Below are 25,570 nucleotides of genomic sequence, written 5' to 3' on the forward strand. Positions count from 1 at the left end.
CCTTTAACGAATGACTTAAGGTGATGTTCACTTCCGCACCCGAGTATGTCGCGAACAACCCCCGAGTCTGAGGTCGCGCCTATGTCGCTTACCCAAAAAATTGCGGATGAACGACGCGCGCGACTCGCCGCAGAAAAGCTGCTTGAGCTGAAACAAACGGAGCTGATTACGCTCAAGGAACGCTGGGGGGCAAAGTCTCAAAAACTGGCCAAGGAAATCCACGAAGTCCGTGCCGACTACAAGACCGTCGTGCGTCAACAGAGGCAACTGCAGACCGCAGCCGAAGAAGCCGCTCATCGTGCCGACCAAGCAGAACAGAGATTATGGAATTCAATTGGCGCAGTGCGGGATGGCTTCGCTTTCTTCAATGCCAAGGGAGAGATGATCGGCGCAAACCCCGCTTATCTCGCCTGTTTCAATAATGCCGAAGAGGTCAGACCGGGCACCCATTTCGATGATCTTGTGACCTTTGCAATCAAAGAAGGCGTGATCGACCTAAACGGAGAAGACCCAACGGCGGTGCGGGACGCTCTTTCACAGAGCCTAGCAGACGAACATGCGCCCCCGCTCACCCTCAAACTCTGGAACGACAGGTTTGTTCAGTTTTCAGTCAAAGCAGGCGAGCACGGCGAGCGCATCAGCCTGATTATGGATGTGACTGAAGCGATAACTTACGAAGCATCCCTGATCGCCGCACGGGAAGCGGCCGAAGCGGCACAACAAGCCAAATCAGCTTTCCTATCAAACATGAGTCATGAAATTCGCACTCCGATGAACGGGCTTGTGGGTATGGCAGACCTTTTGATGGAAACCGAACTGAGCGAAGAGCAGCATCTATTTGCCTCCACCATCAAAAGCTCAGGCGAAGCATTGATGTCAGTGATCAACGACGTGCTGGACTACAGCAAGATCGGCGCCGGAAGCATGGCCATCCGGAAAGAGGCCTTTGATCTTGAGCGCTGTATCCACGAAGTGATCGCGATGCTCCAAATTCCGGCGCGAGAGCGCGGTTTAGAATTGTCTGTGGATTATGACCTGTTCCTGCCGACAGAATTTGTCGGCGATCCGGCGCGCATTCGCCAAGTACTCACAAAGCTTGTCGAAAATGCGATCAAGTTCACCCGTGAAGGGCACGTTTTGGTCCGAGTCGTTGGCGTTATATTGCACGAAGGCGAAGAAACGGTGCTGCATGTGACAGTGCAAGATACCGGCATTGGTATTGCGGCAGATCGTCTGGATCACATCTTCGGTGAGTTTACACAGGTTGATGAGGCTCAGAACCGTGAATACGAGGGAACAGGGCTCGGTCTCGCGATAACCCGTAAACTTATTCACCGCATGGGTGGAGAAATTTGGGTCGACAGCGTCGAGGGTGAAGGCACTTCGTTCGGGTTCCGCCTAGCCTTGCCGGTTCATGAAAGCTGCGAGCAAATTCCTACTCCTCTTCCTGAACACGTCGAACATATCGTTGTGGCATCCGACATTTCCATCAACTGCGACCTATTGAAAAAACAACTTGAGCAACTTGGAGCACGTGTTTCCATTTGCAGTGAAGAACACAAAGTGATGCGAATCGCGCAAGACGCCGATTTGATCGTAATTGATCATGGTCCCGGCCATATGGATGCACTTGAAGTTGCAATAACGCTGGAGTCGCAAGATGTGCAAGCTCCAGTGATCTTGATGACAGGCGATGAAAACATTCGCACGCAAGCTTTGGATATGCCGATCGTCAAAGCGGTTGTCCGCAAACCGATTTCTCGAAACGCATTGTGCCGTTGTATAGAAGAGGCGGCAGGTACGTCCCTACCCGTGGATCTTGCCCAATCGACCGGTGAAATGCGTCGAATGAGGATTCTTTCAGCAGAAGACAACAAGACCAATCGGCTTGTTCTGAAAAAGCTGCTCAAGCCGCTGGATTTGGAGCTTGAATTTGCTCACAACGGTATCGAGGTTCTGGAAAAGTACGCGGCCAACCTGCCTGATTTGATACTCATGGATATCTCCATGCCTCAGATGGACGGTAAAGAAGCCACAAGGCGAATTCGCTCAATAGAACGGGAAAGCCAGCGCCATACGCCCATTGTGGCTCTGACCGCCTTGGCCGGAGATGGTGAAGAAGACGACATCCGTGCCGCAGGGCTGGATGTATATTTGACCAAACCAATCCGGAAATCAGAAGTTTTTGGCGTCATTTCAGACGCACAGCCGGAAGGTGTATCGAACCCCTTCATGGGCGACGACATCCCTGATCACAGCTCTCAGCTTTCAGGATAGTCCCGCAAGAAAACCCAACGGTCTCCATCGCTCATTGATGGCTGAAACGCATAACCTCCGAGGTCGAAATCCTTGGCGCCTTCCGCATCAACAACACGGTTCTGAATCACAAATCGCGCCATTGCACCGCGCGCCTTCTTGGCAAAAAACGAGACGATTTTTGCCTGCCCATTACGTTCTTCCATGAAGACAGGTGTCACCACGCGCAACTTGAGTGCCTTTAGATCCACAGCACCGAAATACTCTTGGCTTGCACAGTTCAGCAGCGTGTCAGAGCCCGTTTTTTCTGCCTGCGCCCGTAGCGCCTTGGCTGGTCCATCGCGCCAATAGTCGTAAAGCGATTTGCCGCGACGGGTTTTCAAACGACTACCCATCTCCAAGCGGTAAGGCTGAATCGCGTCGCGCGGCCGCAGCACCCCGTATAGCCCGGATAGAATACGCAGATGATCCTGTGCCCAGTCCGTCTCTTCGGTTTCCAGACTGCCGGCATCCAGACCGATGTACGTGTCACCCGCAAAGGCGTTAACCGCCGGTCGAGTCGCCTCGACGCTTGGAGTGTCCGAAAAAGCCTTGAAACGATCCCGGTTGAGCCGAGCGAGATCCGGGCTTAGGTCCATCAACTTTTGAAGATCGCCAAGTGTCAAATTTCGCATAGTCTTGGACAGGCGAATTGCATCCTCCTGAAATTCAGGAGCGGTCACTGGACCGTCGACGGCGTCCCAATTCAATCGCTTCGCCGGAGAAATCACAGTCAACATTTTCGGCTCCTTCCTATTGTCGTTCAATCTTCTGCGCGCAGCACATCGAGAAACGCTTCGCCGAAACGCTCGGTTCGACGATCGCCCAGAATTCGTACCATGTCGTTTACGTCCCTAGGGCGGGAGCTGGCCACTTTTGCCAAAAGGGACGCAGAACAACTCATCGGTTTGTCGATGCCTTCGGGACCACGCATCAATTGCGATTGCGCCTCCAGCAACTGATCATAAAGCGTTGCATCTTGTCGCCCTGCGATCTTGCGGCGGCTTGGGTGCATTTCCTCGACAGCACCATTGATCACCTCGAGGAACGCGTCACCGTATGTCGCCAATTTTTTGGCGCCCACACCGCCTACCCGCGCCATTTCGTCCAAATTGGCTGGTCGCGTTTCAGCCATCTCCGCCAACGTTTTGTCGTTGAAAATAATGTAGGCAGGCACTTTGGCCATTTCCGCCAACGCCCTCCTCTTTGCTTTCAATGCCGACATCAACGGCGCGTTTTCTTCGTTCACAAGGGTCTTCACCGAAGGGCGGCGTTCAGCGGATTTTATCGTATCACGACGCAAGCTGACCGATTGTTCGCCTTTCAAAACCGGCAATGCGTTATCCGTCATCGTCAATGCCCCATGGCGTTCCGGATTCGGCCGGACAAGATCATGCCCCATCATTTGGCGGAATACAGCCTGCCACTGCCGCTTGCTGAATTCCCTTCCCACACCAAACGTCGGCAAAGTGTCGTGTCCGCGTTCCCGAATTCGGTCGGTTTCATTGCCCAGTAAAATGTCGATCAGGTGCCCAGAGCCGAACCATTCGTCTGTTCGCAATATGGCAGAGAGCGCTTTGCGAACGGCTTCCGTACCATCAAAAACTTCCGCTGGAGTGTCGCATAAATCGCATTTCCCACAGGTAACTTCGGTTTCGCCAAAATATGCCAAAAGGTTCGAACGACGGCACTCCAGCGCTTCGGCCAATCCCAACAGTGCATTGAGGCGCGCGTGATCAGCCGCTCTGCGCTCCGGTGGCGCTAAACCTTCGTCGATCTGTGACCGGCGAAGCCTTATGTCATCGGGACCAAAAAGCGTCAGCGTCTCTGCGGGTCCTCCGTCCCGACCAGATCGCCCGATTTCCTGATAATAAGCTTCGATCGACTTCGGCAAATCCGCATGGGCCACCCAGCGGATGTCAGGTTTGTCCACCCCCATGCCGAACGCGACGGTTGCAACCACGACCAACCCGTCCTCGCGCTGAAATCGCGCCTCAGTTTCGCGACGTTCGTCTGCCTCCATCCCGCCGTGATAATGCAAAGATGCGTGTCCCTCGTCGCGGAGCGCCTTTGCCAAGGTTTCAGTTTTTGCACGTGTCCCGCAATAAACAATCCCTGACTGGCCTTTTCTTGCCGCAGCAAACTGCAGGATCTGCCGGCGCGGGTTGTCTTTGGCCGCGAAGGCAAGATGGATGTTGGGTCGATCAAATCCATGTAGGAAAGTCTGGGGCGGTAATCCGCCAAATAGCCGCTCAACGATTTCTGCGCGGGTTTCAGCATCCGCTGTCGCGGTAAATGCCGCTACCGGCACATCAAGAGCGCGTTGCAGCTCCCCGATACGCAAGTAGTCTGGGCGAAAGTCATGACCCCACTGGCTCACACAGTGGGCCTCATCAACGGCAATCAAGGACACGTTGATGTCGCGCAGCATTCCCAGCGCAGCATGCGAGCCAAGACGTTCGGGCGCGATGTAGAGCAATTTCAAACGCCCGCTGCTTAATGCATCCCAAACCTGCGCGGTTTCCTCGTCCGTGTTTCCAGAAGTTAGCGCCCCCGCTTCGACACCGCTTTCTCGCAACGCCCGCACTTGATCTCGCATCAGTGCAATAAGGGGGGAAATAACTACCGTCACACCCTCACGCAGGAGGGCAGGAAGTTGGAAACACAGGGATTTCCCACCGCCAGTGGGCATGATCGCGAGAACATTCTCACCTCGCGTGACCGCGGCAACAATCTCTTCCTGCCCAGGGCGGAAGTTTTCGAAGCCGAATACATCGCTCAGAACCGTGGCAGCGGCTGGCATAGGGGACCTGTTTCTTGGGGCAGTCTGCTCTTTTTGCGACTGTCCCACAGCCACAGGTCAGGGGCAAGAGGTCAAGATCAGACAGGAATGAGCGGAATGATCGAACTGCGTACCCAAATGACGCCGATAAAAACGACCAACGGCGCCAGATCAAGAGGCCGCGTGTCCGGAAGGACACGTCGAATTGGGTCATAGATCGGATTCAAAAGGCGGTTCATGCCATACCAGATCTGGGCGACTATAGGCTGTCCCATATTCAGCACCTGGAAATTGATCAACCAGCTCATGATAATGTGCACGATCATAAAGAAGAACAGCACGCTGAGGATAAGATCCAGTAGGGTCGCGATTGGGGGCATGTCATGGCCTTTTTGTTCGTTTCGGCCAACAATTAAGCACCAAACCCTTAAATCACAAGGCCAAGCGAAGAACACGGTTGACGACTCCCTACAACAGGCGTTGAAGGCGACGGCCTCTATTCTGCAAAGGACGTGTATCGATGTACCCGATCATGCGCATGGTCAAGGAACTGGTTAAATACCGCAACTCTGCGCCACTACCATTAACAGGCACGCATGTGTCTGAGCATCGGTGTTGGCCAAGTGACATCGACCTCTGGCTGGAACTCAACAACGGGCGCACGCTGACGCTGTTCGACTTAGGCCGCATTCCATTGGCGCGGCGAAACGGATTGATAGACACTCTGCGCAAAAACCGTTGGGGTATGACAATGGCGGGAGCTTCTGTGCGGTATCGCCGGCGCATCCGGACGTTTGAAAAAATCACCATGTATAGCCGTGCGGTTTATTGGGACGACAAATTTGTCTATCTCGAGCAATCCATGTGGAAGCAAAACGGTGAATGCGCCAATCAGGCGCTATACAGAGCAGCGATCACAGGAAAGGACGGCATCGTCTCGCCATCAACTGTGATGGCCGCCATGGAGCGACAAGAAGCGACACCCGAGGCACCAGCATGGGTCCGAAACTGGATTGCCGCTGACGCCACGCGCCCCTGGCCTCCACAAAAGGATTAACTTGCTATTCCGCAATCCAGACGGTCTAAGTAAGGAAAAACATACTGGGGATGGGTATGACTGAGGTTTCCGCGCGCAAGCGCATCTGGGGTTGGTTCTTTTTTGATTGGGCCAGTCAGCCTTATCACACGCTTCTGGTGACTTTTATCTTCGGGCCGTTCTTTGCGGTTGTGGCGACAAACTACTTCATGGGAACGGGTCTGGAGGAGGACGCGGCAAAAGCCAGCGCGCAATCTCTTTGGGCCTGGAATATGGGGATCGCTGGCCTGATCATCGGGTTTGGCGCACCACTAATGGGTGCGCTTGCGGACACCTCGGGACGCAGACGCACCTACATCGCCTTCTTTTCCGTCATGTATTTTGTTGGTGCTGCCGCTCTTTGGTTCACCGATCCTGCAGGCTCTAATATGTACTGGATGCTGGCCTTCTTTGCATTCGGGTTCATCGGCGCGGAATATGCTCTGATCTTCGTGAACTCTCAACTTCCTGACCTCGGAACCGAAGAAGAAGTCGGAGAGATTTCTGGCAGTGGGTTTGCATTTGGTTACTTCGGCGGATTGATCGCACTGATTATCGTTCTGATTTTCTTTGCCGAGCAAGGCGGAGGGCGCACGATCGCAGGCCTGGCACCCGGACTTGGGCTATTGAATCCCGAAATGTCCGAAGGAACGCGGTCAGTTGGCCCAATCACAGCACTTTGGTTCGCGGTCTTTATGGTGCCTTATTTCCGTTGGGTTCATGAGCCAGTTGTCAGCAAAGTGCGTGGCACTGTCCGCGATGCGATGGGATCCCTTATGACCTCCATCAAGCATCTGAAGCACCGGCGGAGCCTGCTTAACCTGTTGATTTCATCTATGTTCTACAGAGACGCCCTAAATGGCATCTACGCGTTTGGCGGCATCTATGCCTTTAATGTTCTGGACTGGACGGTTCCGCAGGTTGGTATTTTCGGCATCATTGGTGCTGCTTCTGCCGCCCTGTTCAGTTGGCTGGGTGGTAAACTTGACCGCCGCGTTGGCCCCAAGCCTGTAGTAGTCGGTGCAATTTGGGTACTGATCGTCATTTGCTTCACGATGATCAACATGTCCCGCGAGGCTATTTTCGGCTTCGCCCTTCCTGAAGGGTCGTCGCTTCCAGATGTTCTGATGATGGCAGCCGGCGCGCTGATCGGCGGAATGGGAGGCACATTGCAGGCTTCCAGTCGTTCTCTCATGGTGCGGCATACTGATCCAAAGTCACCTGCAGAGAGCTTCGGTCTCTATGGACTGTCAGGTCGGGCAACGGCGTTTATTGCTCCGATCCTTATCGGAGTGGCGACAACCATGACCGAATCCGCGAGATTGGGCGTTTCGCCGGTAATCGGTCTTTTCCTGCTTGGGTTGATCCTGCTACGCTGGGTCAACGCAGCGGGAGACAGCGAAACATGGGAAAGCGCAGCCTGATACTTGTTTTGCTGATGGGTCTTGCGGCCTGTCGGTCTGACAACACAACGACTCCAACGGTTTCCACAAGACAGGCGGTGCCTGTTGAAATGCAGGGCGTCGAAGCAAAGCAACTGTTTGGCGCCAAACCCCAAGCCAGCGCGCAGTCGCCAGCACCATTCGGAAGCTATTCCAAGGGCTGCGTCGCAGGTGGTGTTCAACTGGCTGAAACCGGTCCAACCTGGCAGGCAATGCGCCTTTCACGCAATCGCAATTGGGGTCATCCGGAAGTAGTCGATTATATAAAAACCCTATCCGCTAAAGCCGCCCAACAGCCTGGCTGGGAAGGGCTGTATGTCGGTGACATCAGCCAACCTCGTGGGGGCCCCATGTTAACGGGTCACCGAAGTCACCAGTTGGGACTTGATGTCGATATCTGGATGCTTCCCCCGAAAAGGCTGAACCTCAGTGTTACTGAACGCGAAAACATTTCGTCGATTTCGATGCGACGTGAGCGCGGTGCGTTTGTGAACTCCAGTTGGACGCAACAACACCACGAAGTACTCAAGGCCGCAGCAAGTGATCCACGTGTTGCCAGGATTTTTGTTTTTCCTGGCGCAAAGGTGCAAATGTGCAAGGACGAGAAGGGGGACCGCAAGTGGCTACGGAAAATCCGGCCATGGTGGGGTCATCACTACCACTTCCACGTTCGCCTGAATTGTCCCAAGGGCGCGCAGGGGTGCGTGAATCAGGATCCGCCCCCGGCCGGAGACGGCTGTGACGATGCGCAGCAGTGGGTGCAAAATATTCTGTTCCCTCCGCCGCCGGACCCGAACGCGCCCAAGCCTAAACCACGCCGCGAACTCACAATGTTGGATCTCCCCGGCCAATGCGTCGACGTTTTGCAATCCCCCTGACAATTTCGCACTGTCTGGTTCTTGGTCTTGTAGGCCTGTCGTGGGTTCATGCCGGCGGCAATGAGGGTAAGGCGCGACATGTGTCATCCTTCCGATGGCAATTGACCAATACCTGGTTCGGCGGCTTTTCAGCGATCGACCTGAGTGACGACGGGCTGCAGATGGTTGCATTGTCGGATCGTGGCTACTGGGTTGAGGCTGATCTTGTGCGCGAAGACGGAGAGATCGCAGGGATCAAAAATGTGCAAATGAGCCGAGTTCTGCGATCTTCAGGCAAGTTTGCAAGGCACACAGGATGGCGCGACAGTGAGGGGCTGGCGAGACTAAACGACGGGTCGTTTGTTGTGGCCTTCGAAGCCGAACACCGTGTGGAGCGCTTTGAAAAACCGGGAGCCCTGCCACAAAAGATGCCTTGGAACAAAGACCTCGACAAAATGCCGCTCAATGGCGGGTTTGAGGCCTTGGCTGTTGATGATGCAGGTGTCTTGCATGCAATGCCGGAAGTAGCCATTCGGGCGGACAACTCCATTCAGGTTTTTTCTCTCAGGGATCAAGAATGGTCCCACGCATTTACCTTGACGCGGGATAAACAGTTTCAGCCTGTGGGCGCAGATTTCGGACCTGACGGGCGCTTTTACGTTCTGGAGCGGGGATTCAACGGTTTCGGTTTTCGCACGCGCGTGAGAAGCTTTCTTGTAACCGGCGACACCGCAGTTGATGAAAAATTACTATTTTCCAGAGGCGTAGCCGGACACGACAACCTTGAAGGACTGTCCGTTTGGCAAGATGAAAACGGAGCAATCCGGCTGACGATGATTTCAGACGACAATTTCCGTTTTCTGCAAAAGACCGAACTGGTGGAATACGTTCTTCCCTAAAATGTCTTGATCCCTTCAAAGCTTGGGTTTAAACGCCGTCCGTCCCGCGACGAGCGCGGGGCCAAGTCGCCGCTACCTTGTCAAAACGGGCATACAGACATGAAAACGATCCATCTTCCCGGCATTTTTGCCATGGCCGCCATTGTTGTGGCCTCCAACATCCTTGTGCAGTTCCTGTTTGGAAACTGGCTGACATGGGGTGCTTTCACCTATCCGCTTGCCTTCCTTGTGACCGACGTGATGAACCGCGTTTATGGCAAAGACGCCGCGCGCCGCGTGGTGTTTGCCGGTTTCATCGTCGGCGTTATCTGTTCCTTCATCGGCACAAAAATCATGCTGCAAGGCGATGGATTCACCTATCCGGCCGTCACTTTGCGCATCGCGATTGGCTCCGGTTTGGCGTTCCTGACCGCGCAACTGCTTGATGTGGCGATCTTTGATCGGCTGCGCGAAGGCGCGTGGTGGCGGGCGCCGTTGGCCTCGACCCTGATCGGCTCCACTGTAGATACCGCGATTTTCTTCACCGTTGCTTTCAGCGGCGCACTCACCTTTATCGAGCCGGTCAACGATGTGAGCTGGGCCGGTGAGGTTCTGCCTCTGCTGGGCGTTGGTCCTATGGTGCCTCTGTGGGTCAGCCTCGCGGTCGCAGACTGGATGGTCAAATTGAGCCTTGCTTTGCTTGCTCTTGTGCCATTCCGCATCATCGTGGGGAATCTCACTGCACGCACCACATGATTTTGTTTGACTTATCCACAGCCTGTGGCAGGCTGTAGGTACGCGAAACAATTGAAAGGAGGTGCCCATTGTCTAGAGAAGCTATGGAGAACGAGGTCGGAACAGTTTGGAAGGAGTGCAGCTGAGGCAGCCCTTGGCTGACATAAGGTCCGAATTGGTGTGATCCTAACCGACGCACCTCCAATCATCTCGAAGGGCTGTCTCCAACGCGGGAGACAGCCCTTTTCGATTGCGGAGACGGCGTAAAACGCGTTGTCTGCAAAACGTCGGTATTACGTCGGCAAAGTGTCGGCACCAAAAAACAGGTACGGAAACTTACGAAACCATGTTGGTTGTCGCCGAAAATATCACTCTTCAGGACTGGGAGTTGACGGAGCAGTTTGTGCGCGCCAGCGGGCCTGGTGGTCAGAATGTGAACAAGGTCGCGACCGCCGTCGAACTGCGCTTTGAAGCCGAGCGTTCGCCGTCCCTTCCGCCGCAGGTCAAGGCAAGGCTCAAGCGTCTGGCCGGACGGCGCTGGACCAAGGACGGCGCGATTGTCATCCAGTGTGACGAGACCCGTAGCCAGTCCCGGAACCGTGACATTGCCAGAGATCGATTGGCTGAATTGATCCGAAAAGCCATGGTCGCACCGAAGCGTCGAATAAAGACAAAACCAACTTACGGAAGCCAACAACGCAGGCTAAAGGCAAAGAAGGAACGGGGCGAGGTCAAGGCCATGCGTGGCAAAGTGAACCGCGAAGACTAAGCGAAAAAATCGCTTCGCCAAGCGTCGCCCATCATCCGGTCCAGTTTTTCCGATTGTGGAACCCGTTGCCCGCCGAAGGGGGCCAGAGTGATTTCCCCAAGGTAGAGTACGCCTGGTTTGAGGTAGAGGTCGATGCGAGCAAACTCAAAAGGCTTGGCGACGTCTTCCACTACTTTCACGATTGTCCGGTATCCGCTCGGTCTGCGCACTGGTGTTCCGGTCGGAAAAAACATCACTTCGGGCACAAAATTGAAATCGCGGTCAAAGATCAATTGCCGATGGTTTGTGTGTCGATCCAGATCAAGTTGCACCGCAAGTACACGACCGCCGCCGCAGTAAAGCTTCCAGTCAGGCAGATCGCTGTTCACGCTGGGCGACAGGTCGGCCTCAATCAGATTTTGGGGCCGGATCAGCCCGTACCACCATACGCCAGCCCGCACACCATGTTCATGGCTCAACCATTGGGTCGACCGCTTTTCCAGTTCTTCAAGCACTTCCCGTGTCGTGGGCAATGTAAACTGCATGTTTGTGTATGAACCGCAGTTCGACTTGGCAAAATACCGCCCCGGTTTCAGGTCGGCCTGTAGCAATACCTCAGGCGTAATTGGCGACTGCCCCGACCACAATCCCGGTACAGGCCGGATGTGCCGTGCCGCGGTTTCGGGAATGAATCTGCCAGTGGCCAGCTTATCGGCGGGCGATGGCATTGGCACCGGAGCAAAAAACTTGCTGACCGTGAGCTTTTCAAAAAATGTACTTGGGTTGGTCAGATCGGGCACTTCGTTGCGTGCGGCGGCAAATACTTGCAAGGCGCGAGAAATTTTTTGAGTGACTGTGGGGGTGCCCAGAACATCAATGCCACGCAGGGTTCCTCGGGGTGCTGGGTTCGCTGCGCCGAAAAGGTTCTGTTCAAAAATGGATTTCACGGTTTCGCGGGCTATACGCCGCGCCGTGATACGCGTATCCGTTTCCTTGGCCATGGGGTGTTCTGCTCGTCCACGATTTCGGGAATGGGAACACCTTGCGGTCGGCTGAGCAAGCCTATTTCATGGCCGCTGGCTGATACGGTCTTTTGAGGGGAGTGACCGATGAGCGAAATTCTGGAACGCCGTGCGCGTCTCTTGGGTCCGCATATGACAACGTTTTATCGGGAGCCAGTACGCGTGGCTCGGGGGAAGGGTGTCTGGCTTTGGGACACCAATGGCCGGCAATATCTGGATTGCTATAACAACGTACCACATGTTGGACATTGTCATCCGCGCGTCGTGGAAGCCATTTCCAAGCAGGCTTCGGAACTCAACACCCATACGCGGTATGTTCACGACCTGATACTGGACTATGGCGAGGCTCTTGTAGCGAAGTTCGCACATGACCTTGAGAGCATGGTGATGGTTTGTTCAGGGTCTGAGGCCAATGACGTTGCCCTACGCATGGCACAGGCGATGAACGGCAAAACAGGCATCATCGGGACAGACAATACGTATCACGGAAACACGACCGCCGTGAGCCAGCTGAATTCATCAAAGGTGCCAATTGGCGGCTACCTGGATCACATCCGGCAGGTACCTGCTCCAGACAACTTGGCGCCGGTCGGTGGCACACGTGCGGAACAGGCTGAAGCTTTTGCAGCAGGCGTCGAAAACGCCATAGCCGAGCTTGAAGCCTCCGGCCATGGCGTATCGGCTCTTATCGTGTGCCCCTACTTTGCGAACGAAGGTTTCCCCACGCTGGAGCGCGGCTTTATGGATCGCGCGATCTCTGCCGTTCGGAAGGCGGGCGGACTTATTATCGCGGACGAGGTACAGCCGGGTTTTGGTCGTATCGGAAGCCATTGGTGGGGGCATGAAAAGCTCGGGTTTGCTCCGGACATCGTCACACTTGGCAAACCGATGGGCAACGGGCATCCGGTCGCGGCAGTCGTGACACGCCATGATGTGCTGACTTGCTTTCAGGAACAGTTCAAATATTTCAATACTTTCGGCGGAAACCCTGTGAGCGCTGCGGCTGCCATGGCCGTTTTGAACGTGATCGAAGAAGAAGACTTGGTGGCAAATGCGGCCGATGTTGGCGCCTATGCACTGGGCCTTTTGACCGAAGTCGCCAAACGCCATGATGTCATTGCGGATGTACGCGGATCGGGTCTCTTCTTTGGCGCGGAACTTTGGCGGGACGGAAAGCCGGCAACTGAGCTTTGCGCGCTGATGGTCGACGAAATGCGTGATCGCGGCGTTCTTCTGCATTCCGTGGGGCGACATGACAACACCCTAAAGGTAAGGCCGCCTTGCGTCTTCAGTCACGCCAATGCGGATCAACTCGCAGACACGCTGGACGCGGCTCTGGAGGTGGTTGCGTGAACGATCAGGAGGCATATGCGGCGGCGCAAGACGCATTATTGGCGTGGGGTGTCACAGCCAAACCGCGCCTGATCAAGAACCGGGAAAACATCGTTTTTCAAGCCTGTGGCCCGAATGGAGAAAAGGCCGCTTTGCGGCTGCATCGTCCGGGGTATCAGAGCAATGATGCAATCCGGTCCGAACTGTGGTGGTCCGAGGCGCTTGTTGCGGGAGGTATGCACGTTCCGCAGTCAATCCGGACGCTAAATGGTGATGTACTGGCCACCTCCGGTCCTCGCGTCGCGTCCCTTTTGACGTGGCTGGAAGGCGAGCCATTGGGAGAAGGTGATATTCCCCTCGCGATGAACGCAGGTCAGCAAGAACTTTTGCACGAAGCCCTCGGGAGGGAGTTGGCGAGGCTGCACACTGTCAGCGATGCGATGGAAATGCCTGCAGGGTTCACGCGAGAAGCGATGGATATCGATGCGCTTTTAGGCGAACAACCGAGCTGGGGTCGGTTTTGGGAGAATCCTAGCCTGTCGGCAGACGAAGCTGCCTTGTTGCTTGAAGCCAGAGCGCAGGTTCGAGGCGTCATAGAAGCCCACGCCAAAGGTGGTGATTGGGGTTTGATCCACGGGGATGCACTTCGGGAAAACATCCTGGTACAAGGCGGGTCTATAAGGCTTATCGATTTTGACGATGGCGCATTCGGTTTTCGGATGTACGAACTTGGCGTCGCCATGGCACAAAATTGGGATCAGCCTAATTGCGCTGCCTTGGGTCGCGCATTGTTGTACGGCTACGGTGCCGAGCGAGCCTTGCCAGACAACGCCCCGAAGCTTCTTGACGCCTTTATGCTGATGCGCGGTTTGTCATCCTGTGGCTGGGTCATTGGACGCTATGACGATGATCATCCAGCTGTGCGGCAATATGCCGAGAGGGCTTTGGCCATAACACGCCGCTGGCTGGCTTAGTCGTTGGATTCGACCCAAATTGATGAAGACGTGATTTCGGTGCCTGTGTTGGCATCAATCACTTTCGGGGCGATAGGGTCGCGGGTTTCCCGGTTCAATATCCGGTATGGCGGTGCTTTGTCCGTTGTCAGATGTGCGTCTGCCCATGCGATCATAGTTTGCATCACCGGAATGAAATCCTTGGCAGCGCGGGTGGGCACATATTCGTGCCGCACAGGTCGCTCCTGATACGGACGACGCTCCAAAAGGCCTGCTGTCTCCAGCTTTTTCAGGCGTTCGGCCAAAACATGTCGTGTGATACCTAAACGGCGCTGGATGTCGTCAAACTTGCGAATTCCAAAAAGGCAATCGCGCAAAATCAGCAAGGTCCAGCGATCGCCTACGACCGACATGGCACGCGCGACGGGGCAGGCTTCGTCTGAGAGTTCATTCCACTTCATAGCCACGTCTTAGCATCTCCGGCATTAAGTTCCAAATTAGAACTTGACTAAGTTCCGATTCGGAACTCAGTATAGTGCATTCTTTTTTGGAACGCACATCGAGGTATCCGGAGTTCGTCATGGCCTATGTCAGCCCAGCCCGCACCAACACGCGCACTAAACTGAAAAAGCGTCAGGGTATTTCTCTGGGACTTGCCGCATTGAAAGTCCGCTTAGTGGCTCTGAGCATTATCTCACCAGATGCCGCGGCGGCTCTCCTAGCCCGCACATTCACTCAGCGGAGCAAACGGCCTCTCAAGGCCTATGAGCGCGGCTGGGACAAGGGCGCACGCCATTTGGAAATGCGCTTTGGCCAGAATAAGACGCTGGCGGCCTATGTATGGGGTGAAGGACCTCCGGTTATGCTGGTGCACGGATTTGGTGGGCGCGCAGCCCAAATGGCGGGATTTGTCGCGCCGCTGGTGTCAGCTGGTTATAGGGTTGTGACTTTTGACGGCCCTGCACATGGGATCTCTGCAGGTACGCACACAGCCCTGCCGGAGTTCGTTGAAGCCATACACAGTATCGCCGCAAGGACAGGTCCGCTCCATGCCGTGATCGGGCATTCAATGGGGGCGGCGGCTATCGCCACATGTCTCGTTGACGGGCTTGATGCCAAACGCGCGGTTTTGATCTCTGCGCCGGGATACCCAGGTTCGTTTCTGAAAAAACTCGGGATGGCGTTGGGGGCATCAGACAAGGTCATCGGACGGGCGCAGGCTTGGATCGAGGAACGCTACGGAGCGCCGTTTGACACGTACCGAACTGCTTTGAATACCGCGTCACTGAGTTTGCCCGGGCTGGTCATACATGATGCCCACGACAAAAAAGTCCCGGTGGATGACGGGCGCGCAACCGCGAAAGGATGGAAGGCCGCTTCGCTGATGGAAACGGAAGGACTGGGGCACAGCCGGATCCTCGCCGATCCGCATGTGATCTCGGCCGTGACAGACTTCGTGGACAAGGTCGACGTCTAGACAATCACGTCCATTTTTTCTTGCTGCCCAACGCCGAAAACACGCTTGTAGCGCTCGATCTCGGCGGCGGGTCCCATGGCCTTATTCGGGTTGTCTGACAGTTTGACCGTTGGATTGCCGTTGGCGCTTACGGCTTTGCAAACCATGGAGAACGGTGCGAGACCGTCGTCAGGCGTCAGGCCACGGAAGTCATTGGTCAGCAAGGTGCCCCAACCAAAGGAAATTCGAGCACGACCGGCAAACTGGTTGTGCAGTTCGACGATCTTGTCGGTGTCCAGCCCGTCAGAGAAAATGATGAGTTTCTTCGTCGGGTCCTCGCCCCGGTCTTTCCACCATTGTATCGCGGTTTCGGCGCCGCCAGCAGGGTCGCCGCTGTCGATGCGGATACCAGTCCAGCCAGCGAGCCAATCCGGTGCACGATCCAAGAATCCCTTGGTGCCATAAGTATCAGGCAGGATTATGCGAAGGTTGCCCTCGTGCTCTTCATGCCAATCAGCCAAAACCTTGTAAGGCGCTTGAAGAAGCTCATCGTCGTTTCCGGCAAGCGCGGAGAAGACCATAGGCAGTTCGTGCGCGTTGGTACCGATAGCTTCGAGATCACGCTTCATGGCGATTAGGCAATTAGAGGTACCGACAAACTTGTCGCCCAGACCTTCGACCATGGCTTGCACACACCAGTCCTGCCACAAATAGGAGTGGCGGCGGCGCGTACCGAAATCCGCAATGCGCAGATGAGGCAACTCATTCAACTGACCGATCTTTTCCCAAAGTTTGGTCATGGCGCGGGCATAGAGTACTTGAAGCTCGAATTTCCGCATGTCGTGTAGCACAGCCCGGCCACGCAGCTCCATCAGGACTGCCAGCGCCGGAATCTCCCACAGCATTACTTCGTGCCACTTGCCTTCGAAGGTCAGTTCGTATTGGCCGTCCCGCTTCTCCAAATGGTAGTCCGGCAGGCGCATGTTTTCGAACCACTCCATAAAGTCGGAGCGGAACATCTGGCGCTTTCCGTAGAAGGTGTTGCCGCGCAGGAAAGTGCTCTCCCCACGTGTCAGCGACAGGGACTTGATGTGATCCAGCTGCTCTCGCAGTTCGCCCTCGTCGATCAAGTCTGCAAGACGAATGTTCCTGGAACGGTTGATCAGGCTGAATGTCACGTGTGCATCAGGGCGATTGCGGAAAATCGACTGGCACATCAGAAGTTTATAGAAATCGTTGTCGATCAGTGAGCGGACGATCGGGTCGATCTTCCACTTGTGGTTCCAGACGCGCGTGGCGATGTCGGACATGTCGAAAAAGGTCCATTTATCAACGTTTGGACGTTGATAGCCACTTATGCCAAAGGCTCCAACCCCTTTCAGGACGCTTTCAAGTGAGCCCCTGCATGAGCTTTGGCTCGGGTCAGCTCGTGGATCAGTTGTCCTCTGCGAACCGGCTTACTGAGAAAACTGTCCATGCCGGCCTGTAAACAGGCTTCCTTATCCGAAGCGTAAGCATTCGCTGTGAGCGCGATAATGACCGGTTGCACCCCGCCCAGATCACGGATGCGGCGGGTGGCTTCCAGCCCGTCCATGATGGGCATCGACATATCCATGAGAATAATGTCAGGCATGCTTTGGATGGCCGCGTCCACCGCCTCCTGCCCGTTTACGGCCATAGACAGGTCGACTTGTGTGCCTTGCAGGAATTTTTCGATCACCAGACGATTTGTGCGGTTGTCTTCGGCCAGAAGGACCTTTGCGCCAACGAGCAGAGTGCCATCCAGCTTCTCGACTGTTTTTTCTTCGCTGGCCACCTGCTTGGCGATGCCAAAATCAGCCGTAAAGCGGAAACGCGCTCCTTTGTTTGGCAAATTTTCAGCCGTGATGTCACCATTCATCAGCCGTGCAAGGCTGCGTGAAATTGGTAAGCCCAGACCAGTTCCGCCAAATCGACGGGTGCTTGCAGCGTCCGCTTGTGCGAAGCGCTCAAAAATGCGGTCCAACTGGTCTTCCGGAATGCCTATCCCACTGTCTTCGATATTGAACACAAGCTTCGCGACGCCAGATTTCATGGTCGCGGACACCTTCAAACCGACGTGTCCGTTGTCAGTGAACTTGATTGCGTTGCCGATCACGTTGATCAGGATCTGGCGTAGACGCCCGTCATCGCCGATCACCATTGACGGAAGCTCAGGCGTGCAATCCATCCAAAGATCGAGGCCTTTTGCTTTTGCCTGCGGGCGAAGTAAGTTCATCACTTCGTTCAGGCAGGGCTTCAACGCAAAGGTGGTCGGCTTGATCGTCAAATGCCCATCATTCAACTTCGAGAAATCGAGGATGTCGTTAATGATGGTCAAAAGCGCTTCGCCGGAACTGTGTATGGTATCCACGTAGAGGCGGTCCGATTTCGACAAATCGGATTTCGACAACAACTCGGACATGCCAATGATACCGTTCATTGGCGTTCGAATTTCGTGGCTCATAGTCGCAAGGAAAGATGACTTGGCGTGTTCGCCTTTCTCGGCTGCGATGCGCGCCTCTTCCAGTTCAATCTCACGGGTTTTGATGTCGGTAATGTCGCGGTCGATGATAAACATCAACTCCAGTTGGCCTTCTTCATCGAAAACCGGACCGAAGCTGGTTTCAAGCCATCTTTCCTCTCCGCCTCGGTCGTGGAACATGTTGACGATCTTGCCGGAAGCTCCGTCACGCAGACCATCCTTGATCACTTGACTGGCCTCGTTCTCCTCTCCCGGAGAGTTGAAGAAATCGCTGGATTCGTGGCCAAGGATTTCCTTCAATTCGTAGCCGGTGAGTTGCACGAATCCCTCGTTGGCCCAAACGACCTTACCCTTTGGATCCACAAGACAAATTGCATCCGACGCCCGCTGTGCCACAAGCGCCAGCCGGCGGGTTTCCTGTTGCTTGGCGTAAAGAGAGGAATTGGCTTTGGCCAAAGCTAGGCCTTGAGCCAGCAGACGGCGTTGAGCCGAGTTTTCCTTGCCTCGTTCGCGGGTCGCATGGGTCACGAACGGTATGATCAGATAGATCAGCATGGCCGCGCCGAAGAGGTTGAAAAAGAGGTAAACGGGGAACGTATCAAAACGGAACGTGTCGACAATCGCCAGGCTGACAATCAATCCCGCAAACAGACTCAGGCGCATGATTCCGATCTTGCGGTTGAGCGGCATCGCCGTCAGCGCGTTGACGCCACTTCCGCCAAGCAGCGATAAACAAAGGATAATCGCAGACTCACGTGGAACGAAAAACCACGCAATGAAGATGAAGATGCACAGTGCGGATGTTTGGACGAGCGAGCCGACGAACGTCCATCGCCGGGCGGTCAAAACCGGCATGCCACGGTCGAGCCATTTTGGAATGCGCAGCAAGATGGCCGAGTCTATGGCCTCTCCGATCAGGTAGATCCCCAATGCGCCAACCGCGACCTCAAGGCTGATCAGAATACCGACCGCAACCACGCCCGTCATCACGAGCGCGAGGCGGCCGTAAAACCGTGACAGGCGTTCGTCGCGATAGCGCTTCAGCTTTCCCAAAGGAGAGTTGCGGGCGTCAAAGTCTTCTAGCGCCTGTTCAAGTTCTTGAATGGCGTCTGCCATCTTCAGGGAATCTCCGAATAGAGTTTCCCGCTCAATGCCAAGAATTGCTTAATAAAGCGCTAGTGCAAACTAGATCAGGGTTACGCCTGCGACTTGCATGCCGCTGCGTGCAGCAGCGAGCGAACCATCCAGATCTATTGCCCGGCAAAGGCTCTGGTTTACGGTGACATCGAAGCCCAGTTTTGAAGCGTCAACTGCCGAGAAATTCACACAAAAATCTGTCGCCAAGCCCACCATTGTCATTGCTGTCACGCCCCTGGTGCGCAGGTAGCCTTCAAGCCCTGTCGGAGTGGTCTGGTCGTTTTCAAAGAACGCGGAATAGCTGTCGATGGCAGGGTTCATACCCTTGCGGATCACAAGATCCGGGCGTGTGACGTTCAGGCCCTTGTGGAAGGCGCCACCGTCGCTGCCTTGCACACAGTGATCAGGCCATAGAACTTGTGGACCGTAGGGCATATCAACCATGTCGTAGGGAGCTTTGCCGTCGTGACTGGATGCAAATGAGGAGTGGTCCTCGGGGTGCCAATCTTGAGTGAGAACCACAACGTCGAAGTCTGACATCAATGCATTGATGCCGGGAACAATCAGGTCGCCTTCGGGGACGGCAAGCGCGCCGCCAGGGCAGAAATCGTTTTGTACATCAATGACAATCAAAGCGTTGGACATGGAAGCCTCCAGTGGATTTGCGACACGCATACCAGCGCGGAAATGGGGCGTAAATGCGCCTCTGCAACACGTCTGCAAAACGTCGGTATTGCGTCGGTAAGGCCTGCACATGCATTCTGTGGGAGATTTTCAGAAGCAAAACACCGGATTTTTTCATGTGCGCCAAGTCTCTTCTTCTGCTGAACCGGAAATCGGCTGTCCGCTCGGACATCCGTACTATCGTTAAAAAGCTTCAAAACGAGCTCGACATTGATGTGTGGGTACCTTGGTCTGGCAAGCAAACCCGAAAGCTGATCCGACAAGCGGTGAGGAAAGGGACAACCCGGGTCATCGGAGCTGGCGGCGACGGCACAGTGAACGCCGTGGCCAACGCCATCCTGCGGCTCGAATTGGGAGAAACGGTCGATATGGGCCTCGTGCCTCTGGGCACAGCAAATGACTTTGCGCGGGCCTTTGGTGATGACGGTGCCGATCCGGAAGCTTCGTTAAGACGAGCGGCAACCGGCGAAAGCAAAGCAATCGACCTCGGGCGGGTCAATGGAGAGGTCTTTGTGAACGTTGCCAGCGGCGGATATGGCGCGATGATCACGGCCACTACAGACGTCGAGATCAAAAGGCGGTTGGGCGGAATGGCCTATACGCTTGCTGGCATCGCGCGACTGAACGAGCTGGCCCCGACCAAAGCCCGAGTCACTCTAGATAAGGGAGAAACCCGCGAGGTTGACCTGACGATCATGGCGATCGGCAACAGCCGGTTCGCGGGCGGTGGGTTTGATGTGACCCCATTGGCAGACGTGTCGGACGGCAAACTGGATTTTGCGATGCTGGCAGCACCTGGCCTGGTCGAAGGACGTCCGGATTTGCGGGCAATCTTTGAACGGGACGATCCGGCCGAAGCCTTTATGTTCCGCGCGCAGTTTGAGAAGGCGGTTATAGAAACCGATACCCCCTATCACATCAATCTGGACGGCGAGCCCATGGTAGGTTCGCGGTTCGAGGTGGACATCATGCCCGGCGCGCTGCGCCTTGTGCCGCCGGGCAAGTCTTGATCAGCCTGCGAGCCTTACAGCCACCGGCACCCCGTTAAAGGCTGCGTTCCCGCTGACGGGATCAATGCGCGTATCGTCGGTCAGATCGTTGATCGAAACCGTCTGTGTTTTGGTCGCTGCATTGATGTTTCCATGCCGCTGGCCCCAACCCTGCGGGATCGAAACCACGCCCGGGGCCATGTCCTCAGTCACTTCTGCAGGCATTGTCACTTCGCCCACACGGCTTTGAACCACAACGTCGGACTCATCTGATAGACCGAGGCGGGCCGCGTCCGTTGGATGGATTTGCACGGTACAGCGGTTGCGACCTTTCACAAGACGCGGGCTGTTTTGTGTCCAGCTGTTGTGGCTGCGCACCTGACGGCGGCCGATCATCATCATCGGGAAATCATCAGAGGTTGGTGCCTCAAAGTCCTGCAGGCGCGGGAGATCATCAAGAAAGACCTGCGGTGCGAGATGCAGCTTGCCATCCGGTGTCTCCAGACGATCCACGAGGTTAGGTACCAGCGGTCCAAGATCGACAGAGCCTCCCGCAGTCAACATGCCATCTACGGTCACCGTGTCGGCATGGTGGCCTTGAGGAAGAAGCATCGTCAGCACCTGCTCGGGAGATGGCCCGATCTTGTTGGCGCCCGTGAGTTTTGCCGCGAGCGTTGCAATGACTTCCCACTCCTGAGGGTTGCCGTTGGGTGTATCAAAGATCGGCCGCGCATAGGCTGCTGTGTTGTGCACAGCAAAGCTGTGGAAGACCATATCGTACACAACTTCCTCGAGCGCCACAGTGGCAGGCAGGATGAGGTCAGCATGTCTCGTGGTGTCGTTGATGTGAATGTCGATGGACATCATGAAGTCGAGCTTTTCCATCGCACGGTCGATCCGCTGGCCGTTTGGCGCTGTCAGAACGGGGTTGCCTGCGACCGTGACCATGGCGCGGATCTGACCTTCGCCCGGAGTTTCCATTTCCTCCGCCATAACGGAGATCGGAAATTCTCCGTTGTACAGCGGTTGACCGGACACGCGGGACCGTTTTTCGGGATAGGTGCGGTTCTTGCCTTTGCGAGACGTCATACCGACGTAGTCCAACGCCGGGGTGGTGAACATCGCTCCACCTTCGGCATCGAAATTGCCCGTAAGGATGTTGAGCACATTGGTGGCCCACTGGCAAAGCGACCCAAACGCCTGTGTGCTGGCGCCCATGCGTGAATAGACCGCCGCCGTATTCGACGTCGCAAAATCATGGGCCAAAGCCTGAATGGTTTCGGCAGGAATGCCGGTCATGTCGGCGGCTTTGTCCGCGGTGAACGGAACAACCGCATCGCGGAGGGTCTCCAGACCAGTTACCACAGAAGTGAGGGTGTCGAGGTTCACCAGATCGGCGGCAAGAATCTCGTGGATCATCGCCATTAGGAGGTAAGCGTCTGTCTCCGGCTTGATAAAGTGATGTTCCGTGGCCTTCGCTGCAGTCTCAGTGCGACGTGGATCGATCACGATGATGCGGCCGCCGCGGGCTTTCAGCTCGTCCATCCGTTTGCCAAATCCGGGGGCCGTCATCATCGAACCGTTGGAAACCACTGGGTTGCCGCCGACAATCATGAGAAAATCGGTGCGAGCCACGTCAGGGACGGGGATCAGCATAGGATGGCCGAGCATGTGGATAGACGCGACGTGGTGCGGAATCTGGTCAGCCGTCGCAGAGGAATAGCGGTTCTGGGTGCCCAGCGCACGCACCAGAGCCGGCAGGTTCAAAAGGTTTCCGAATTTATGCGCGTTGGGATTGCCCAGATAGACGCCAACCGCGTCCTTGCCGTGTGCTTCCTGAACCAATTGCAAGCGTTCCACCGCAAACTCATATGCCTCGTCCCAGCTGATCGGCACAAACTCTCCATCCACCTTTTTCAGTGGCGTGGTGATGCGGTCCGGGTCTGTGCGGAAATCCTGAAGCGCGGTCGCTTTGGGGCAGATGTGGCCCCGCGAAAGCGGATCGGCAGGGTCCGCTTTGATCGACAGGACATCTTTGTCATCGTGGGTGATGATCAGGCCGCACATGGCCTCGCAAATGTTGCAGGTGCGGTGGTGTATTTGTGCGTTGCTCACGGGTGGCCTCCTCTGGCTTTCGCCCCATTCCGTTGGCTGAAATTAAGGCAAGTTTAAGCGAGGATCGCATCGCGTGGCGAAAAAACACGCGATGCCTTGGTTTGGCGACACTGCGTCACTTCTGATCGGTTACTTGAGCGCGCGCGCGAGGAAAGCTTGAGTTTCAGGCTGTTGCGGCGTGTCAAAGAGCGCCTTGGCCGGACCTTCCTCGATGATTTTGCCATCCTTGAGAAAGCAGACCTTGTCCGCGGCCTCGCGGGCGAACCCCATTTCATGGGTCGCCAACACCATGGTCATCCCGCTCTCCTTGAGCAGACGCAATACGTCGAGCACTTCGCCCACCAATTGAGGATCAAGCGCCGACGTGATTTCGTCAAACAGCATGACCTCGGGCTTCATGGCGAGCGCGCGGACGATGGCGACGCGCTGTTGCTGTCCGCCGGAAAGCTGATCGGGATAGTGGTTCATGTGTTCGGCCAGGCCGAAGCGCGCAAAGAGATCGGTTACTTCCGGGCGCAGGTCGTCGCGGCTGCGTTTGTAGACGCGGCGCGGTGCGAGCATCACGTTTTCAGCTGCCGTCATGTGCGGGAAGAGGTTGAAGGACTGGAACACCATGCCGATGCGGCGGCGCACAGGTTGCGGATCAAGTCCGGGAATGGAGATGTCTTCCTCGTCCAGAAAGATCTCACCGTCCTCGATGTTTTCCAAAAGGTTGATGCAGCGCAGGAGCGTGGATTTTCCGCCACCGGACGCGCCGATCAGACAGACCATCTGGCCTTCCTCAACGTCGAGCGAAATACCGTTGCAGACAGTTTTGTCTCCGAAGCGTTTGACCACGTTTTTCAGGGAAAGCTTGGGCATCAGCTGCGCTCGCGGTTCTGTTTGGCCATGAGGTAATCAGCGTAACGTGTTGCCGGAATTGTCACAGCGAGAAAGATCACGGCAGCGCCGACATATGGCGTGAAATTGGCCAGAAGTGATTTGAACACGCCGGCCTGACGGAAGATTTCCACGGGGCCGATGAAGCTGAGTAATGCAACGTCTTTCTGCAGGGCAATGAACATGTTCATCTGGGCAGGAACGACGCGTCGGATGGCCTGCGGCAAGATCACAAAGCGCATGCTGTCCGCGTCGGACAAACCAAGCGACTGGGCCGCAGAACGCTGGGAGGCGTGCACGCTTTCGATGCCGGAGCGAAATATTTCAGCGACATAAGCTGCATAGGTCAGGATGAGGGCGAGTGAGCCCCAGATATAAGGCGAGTTCCACGGGCGTGGCAGCCCGAGACCCGGAACACCGAACCCGATCAGGTAAACGGTCAGCACGACCGGCACACCGCGGAAGATATCCGTGTAGGCGGCGCCAAGAATTCGCAGCGGGAACAGCGCCGGGTTTCGGACGTCTCGTGCAAGCGCGATCAGGAGACCGAGAATTACGATGGCTGGTGCCGACCATAAGAAGATCAGCACATCCAACTTGAAAGCGGCGAGCAGCTTGGGGAAGGTTTTGGCAAAGACCTCCCAGTTGAAAAAGCTGGCTTTGACCTTTTCCCAACCCGGCGCCATCGGCACAAGGATGATCACGGCAAGAAACACCGCGAGCGTTGAGCTTGCGGCGATGATCATCGAGCGACGGCGGAGCCGGTCTTCGTAGAGTTGGCGACGGGTCTTGCCCGCCGCCTGTTTCTGGTCGGTCATGTTACTTGATCAGCGGGACACCAGTGGTCTGCTGCAGCCACTCAGCTTCGATTGCGTCGAGCTTGCCGGACCCTTTGAGCGACATGATCGCTTCGTCTACACACGCCTTTAGCGCGTTCCCTTCCTCCAGGAGCATGCCAAACTGATCGGGGTTTTCGCTGCGATCAGCGGGGAACTGGCCGATAACGGCGGAGCCTTCCACAACAACGGCGGACAAATAAAGCGCGGTCGGCAGATCAAAAAGCGCGGCGTCGATCTGATTGGCCTGCATCGCGGCGGTCACATCGGCATTGTCACCGTAGAGCAGCGGGTCCTTGTTCGGCCCGATGGCGTCCATCAGCATCGGAACCGCAGTTGTGCCGCCCATGGCGCCCCAGAGAAGACCTTTGAGGGCTTCGGTTTCCGCAGGCGTGTCCTTGACGTTACCCGAAGCGAGAACCGCCATTGGGGCGGCATAGTAAGGCACCGAGAAATCGACGACTTTCTCGCGTTCTTCCGTGATGGAGAACTGCTGCAGGTTGAAGTCGAAATTCTTGGGGCCTGGCTGGATGGCCTCGTCGAAGGAAGACCGAACCCAGGTTACGGCATCTGCTGCAAAGCCCATTTCTTCTGCGACGGCATAGGCCACAGCGGCCTCAAAGCCATTGCCGCTTTCGGGCGCATCATCCATGACCCACGGGTAGTATGCAGGATTGCCGGTGGCGATCGTCAGCGTGCCCTCGGTCAGAGTTTTGCCATCGGCGCAGTGACCTGCAGCAAAAGCGGTAGAAGCAGAAAGCGCCAGTACGGCGGCAGTGGTGAATAGCTTGGTCATGGAAGTCCCCTCTCTCAAAGTGGCGTGAGCAACCCTAGAAAGGGGCGGCAGGCATT

Annotated in this window: 23 protein-coding genes; 11 read left to right on the forward strand and 12 right to left on the reverse strand. The window is 55.8% G+C overall.

Annotation, left to right across the window (positions count from 1 at the left end; genetic code table 11):
• The first annotated feature begins 81 nt into the window (after positions 1-81).
• On the forward strand, positions 82-2,277 hold the full coding sequence (locus BXY66_RS13175; protein WP_165929181.1) for an ATP-binding protein: 2,196 nt from the start codon (positions 82-84) through the stop codon (positions 2,275-2,277).
• Here the strand turns inward: BXY66_RS13175 and yaaA are convergent.
• From yaaA to BXY66_RS13190, 3 genes are all read right to left on the reverse strand, one after another.
• The gene (yaaA, locus tag BXY66_RS13180) at positions 2,262-3,035 is read right to left on the reverse strand and encodes a peroxide stress protein YaaA (RefSeq protein ID WP_132860720.1); all 774 of its coding nucleotides are present in this window, start codon (positions 3,033-3,035) and stop codon (positions 2,262-2,264) included. The two genes, BXY66_RS13175 and yaaA, sit on opposite strands and share 16 nt — an antisense overlap.
• 23 nt (positions 3,036-3,058) lie before the next feature.
• Entirely contained in the window at positions 3,059-5,098 is a 2,040-nt protein-coding gene (recQ, locus tag BXY66_RS13185) for a DNA helicase RecQ (RefSeq protein ID WP_132860722.1), read from the reverse strand.
• A 77-nt stretch (positions 5,099-5,175) separates the two neighbouring features.
• Positions 5,176-5,457: a YggT family protein gene (locus BXY66_RS13190; protein ID WP_132860724.1), complete on the reverse strand. Its 282-nt coding sequence runs from the start codon at positions 5,455-5,457 to the stop codon at positions 5,176-5,178.
• 140 nt (positions 5,458-5,597) lie between these two features.
• Here BXY66_RS13190 and BXY66_RS13195 point away from each other — a divergent pair, with 140 nt between their 5' ends.
• The 6 genes from BXY66_RS13195 (at position 5,598) to arfB (ending at position 10,833) form a co-directional block, all read left to right on the forward strand.
• Positions 5,598-6,134: an acyl-CoA thioesterase gene (locus tag BXY66_RS13195; RefSeq protein WP_132860726.1), complete on the forward strand. Its 537-nt coding sequence runs from the start codon at positions 5,598-5,600 to the stop codon at positions 6,132-6,134.
• Positions 6,135-6,190: 56 nt separating this feature from the next.
• Positions 6,191-7,576 carry an MFS transporter gene (locus tag BXY66_RS13200; protein ID WP_132860727.1) on the forward strand — a complete coding sequence of 462 codons (1,386 nt, stop codon included), beginning with the start codon at positions 6,191-6,193 and terminating at the stop codon, positions 7,574-7,576.
• 89 nt (positions 7,577-7,665) lie between these two features.
• Positions 7,666-8,472: a penicillin-insensitive murein endopeptidase gene (gene mepA / locus BXY66_RS13205; protein ID WP_425057072.1), complete on the forward strand. Its 807-nt coding sequence runs from the start codon at positions 7,666-7,668 to the stop codon at positions 8,470-8,472.
• The gene (locus BXY66_RS13210; RefSeq protein ID WP_132860729.1) at positions 8,445-9,350 is read left to right on the forward strand and encodes an esterase-like activity of phytase family protein; all 906 of its coding nucleotides are present in this window, start codon (positions 8,445-8,447) and stop codon (positions 9,348-9,350) included. The genes mepA and BXY66_RS13210 overlap by 28 nt, the downstream gene beginning before the upstream one ends.
• Positions 9,351-9,449: 99 nt before the next feature.
• A complete protein-coding gene (locus BXY66_RS13215; RefSeq protein WP_132860730.1) occupies positions 9,450-10,085 on the forward strand; it encodes a queuosine precursor transporter in 636 nt (211 codons plus the stop codon).
• A gap of 325 nt (positions 10,086-10,410) precedes the next feature.
• Entirely contained in the window at positions 10,411-10,833 is a 423-nt protein-coding gene (arfB, locus tag BXY66_RS13220) for an alternative ribosome rescue aminoacyl-tRNA hydrolase ArfB (RefSeq protein ID WP_132860732.1), read from the forward strand.
• On the opposite strand, the gene BXY66_RS13225 is transcribed toward arfB, so the two are convergent.
• Entirely contained in the window at positions 10,830-11,813 is a 984-nt protein-coding gene (locus tag BXY66_RS13225; RefSeq protein WP_132860734.1) for an ATP-grasp fold amidoligase family protein, read from the reverse strand. The two genes, arfB and BXY66_RS13225, sit on opposite strands and share 4 nt — an antisense overlap.
• A 108-nt stretch (positions 11,814-11,921) precedes the next feature.
• On the opposite strand from BXY66_RS13225, the gene BXY66_RS13230 reads away from it, so the two are divergent.
• Together BXY66_RS13230 and BXY66_RS13235 are read left to right on the forward strand one after the other, a co-directional pair.
• Positions 11,922-13,187: an aspartate aminotransferase family protein gene (locus BXY66_RS13230; RefSeq protein ID WP_132860735.1), complete on the forward strand. Its 1,266-nt coding sequence runs from the start codon at positions 11,922-11,924 to the stop codon at positions 13,185-13,187.
• Entirely contained in the window at positions 13,184-14,140 is a 957-nt protein-coding gene (locus tag BXY66_RS13235) for a phosphotransferase enzyme family protein (protein ID WP_165929182.1), read from the forward strand. Before BXY66_RS13230 ends, BXY66_RS13235 begins: the two co-directional genes overlap by 4 nt.
• Here the strand turns inward: BXY66_RS13235 and BXY66_RS13240 are convergent.
• Positions 14,137-14,580, reverse strand: coding sequence for a winged helix-turn-helix transcriptional regulator (locus tag BXY66_RS13240; protein ID WP_132860737.1), 444 nt, complete (start codon positions 14,578-14,580; stop codon positions 14,137-14,139). The genes BXY66_RS13235 and BXY66_RS13240 overlap by 4 nt on opposite strands.
• 119 nt (positions 14,581-14,699) lie before the next feature.
• Between BXY66_RS13240 and BXY66_RS13245 the strand changes: the two genes are divergently transcribed.
• Positions 14,700-15,596 (forward strand): alpha/beta hydrolase, encoded by an 897-nt coding sequence (locus BXY66_RS13245; RefSeq protein WP_132860738.1) that lies wholly within the window; start codon positions 14,700-14,702, stop codon positions 15,594-15,596.
• On the opposite strand, the gene pncB is transcribed toward BXY66_RS13245, so the two are convergent.
• From pncB to pncA, 3 genes are all read right to left on the reverse strand, one after another.
• The gene (pncB, locus tag BXY66_RS13250) at positions 15,593-16,885 is read right to left on the reverse strand and encodes a nicotinate phosphoribosyltransferase (RefSeq protein ID WP_132860740.1); all 1,293 of its coding nucleotides are present in this window, start codon (positions 16,883-16,885) and stop codon (positions 15,593-15,595) included. The genes BXY66_RS13245 and pncB overlap by 4 nt on opposite strands.
• Before the next feature lie 68 nt (positions 16,886-16,953).
• Positions 16,954-19,194, reverse strand: coding sequence for a hybrid sensor histidine kinase/response regulator (locus tag BXY66_RS13255; RefSeq protein ID WP_132860741.1), 2,241 nt, complete (start codon positions 19,192-19,194; stop codon positions 16,954-16,956).
• A 69-nt stretch (positions 19,195-19,263) separates the two neighbouring features.
• The gene (pncA, locus tag BXY66_RS13260) at positions 19,264-19,860 is read right to left on the reverse strand and encodes a bifunctional nicotinamidase/pyrazinamidase (protein ID WP_132860742.1); all 597 of its coding nucleotides are present in this window, start codon (positions 19,858-19,860) and stop codon (positions 19,264-19,266) included.
• 155 nt (positions 19,861-20,015) lie between these two features.
• On the opposite strand from pncA, the gene BXY66_RS13265 reads away from it, so the two are divergent.
• The gene (locus BXY66_RS13265; protein ID WP_165929183.1) at positions 20,016-20,909 is read left to right on the forward strand and encodes a YegS/Rv2252/BmrU family lipid kinase; all 894 of its coding nucleotides are present in this window, start codon (positions 20,016-20,018) and stop codon (positions 20,907-20,909) included.
• On the opposite strand, the gene BXY66_RS13270 is transcribed toward BXY66_RS13265, so the two are convergent.
• The 4 genes from BXY66_RS13270 to BXY66_RS13285 form a co-directional block, all read right to left on the reverse strand.
• The gene (locus BXY66_RS13270; protein WP_132860745.1) at positions 20,910-23,003 is read right to left on the reverse strand and encodes a molybdopterin oxidoreductase family protein; all 2,094 of its coding nucleotides are present in this window, start codon (positions 23,001-23,003) and stop codon (positions 20,910-20,912) included.
• Positions 23,004-23,132: 129 nt separating this feature from the next.
• Positions 23,133-23,864, reverse strand: coding sequence for an amino acid ABC transporter ATP-binding protein (locus BXY66_RS13275; protein ID WP_132860746.1), 732 nt, complete (start codon positions 23,862-23,864; stop codon positions 23,133-23,135).
• Positions 23,864-24,700 (reverse strand): amino acid ABC transporter permease, encoded by an 837-nt coding sequence (locus BXY66_RS13280; RefSeq protein WP_132860747.1) that lies wholly within the window; start codon positions 24,698-24,700, stop codon positions 23,864-23,866. The genes BXY66_RS13275 and BXY66_RS13280 overlap by 1 nt, the downstream gene beginning before the upstream one ends.
• Position 24,701: 1 nt before the next feature.
• Positions 24,702-25,514, reverse strand: a complete 813-nt coding sequence (locus BXY66_RS13285) for an ABC transporter substrate-binding protein (protein WP_132860749.1) — start codon at positions 25,512-25,514, stop codon at positions 24,702-24,704.
• Between the last annotated feature and the right edge of the window lie 56 nt (positions 25,515-25,570).

The sequence above is a fragment of the Shimia isoporae genome (assembly GCF_004346865.1).
GTDB classification, from domain to species: Bacteria; Pseudomonadota; Alphaproteobacteria; order Rhodobacterales; family Rhodobacteraceae; genus Shimia; species Shimia isoporae.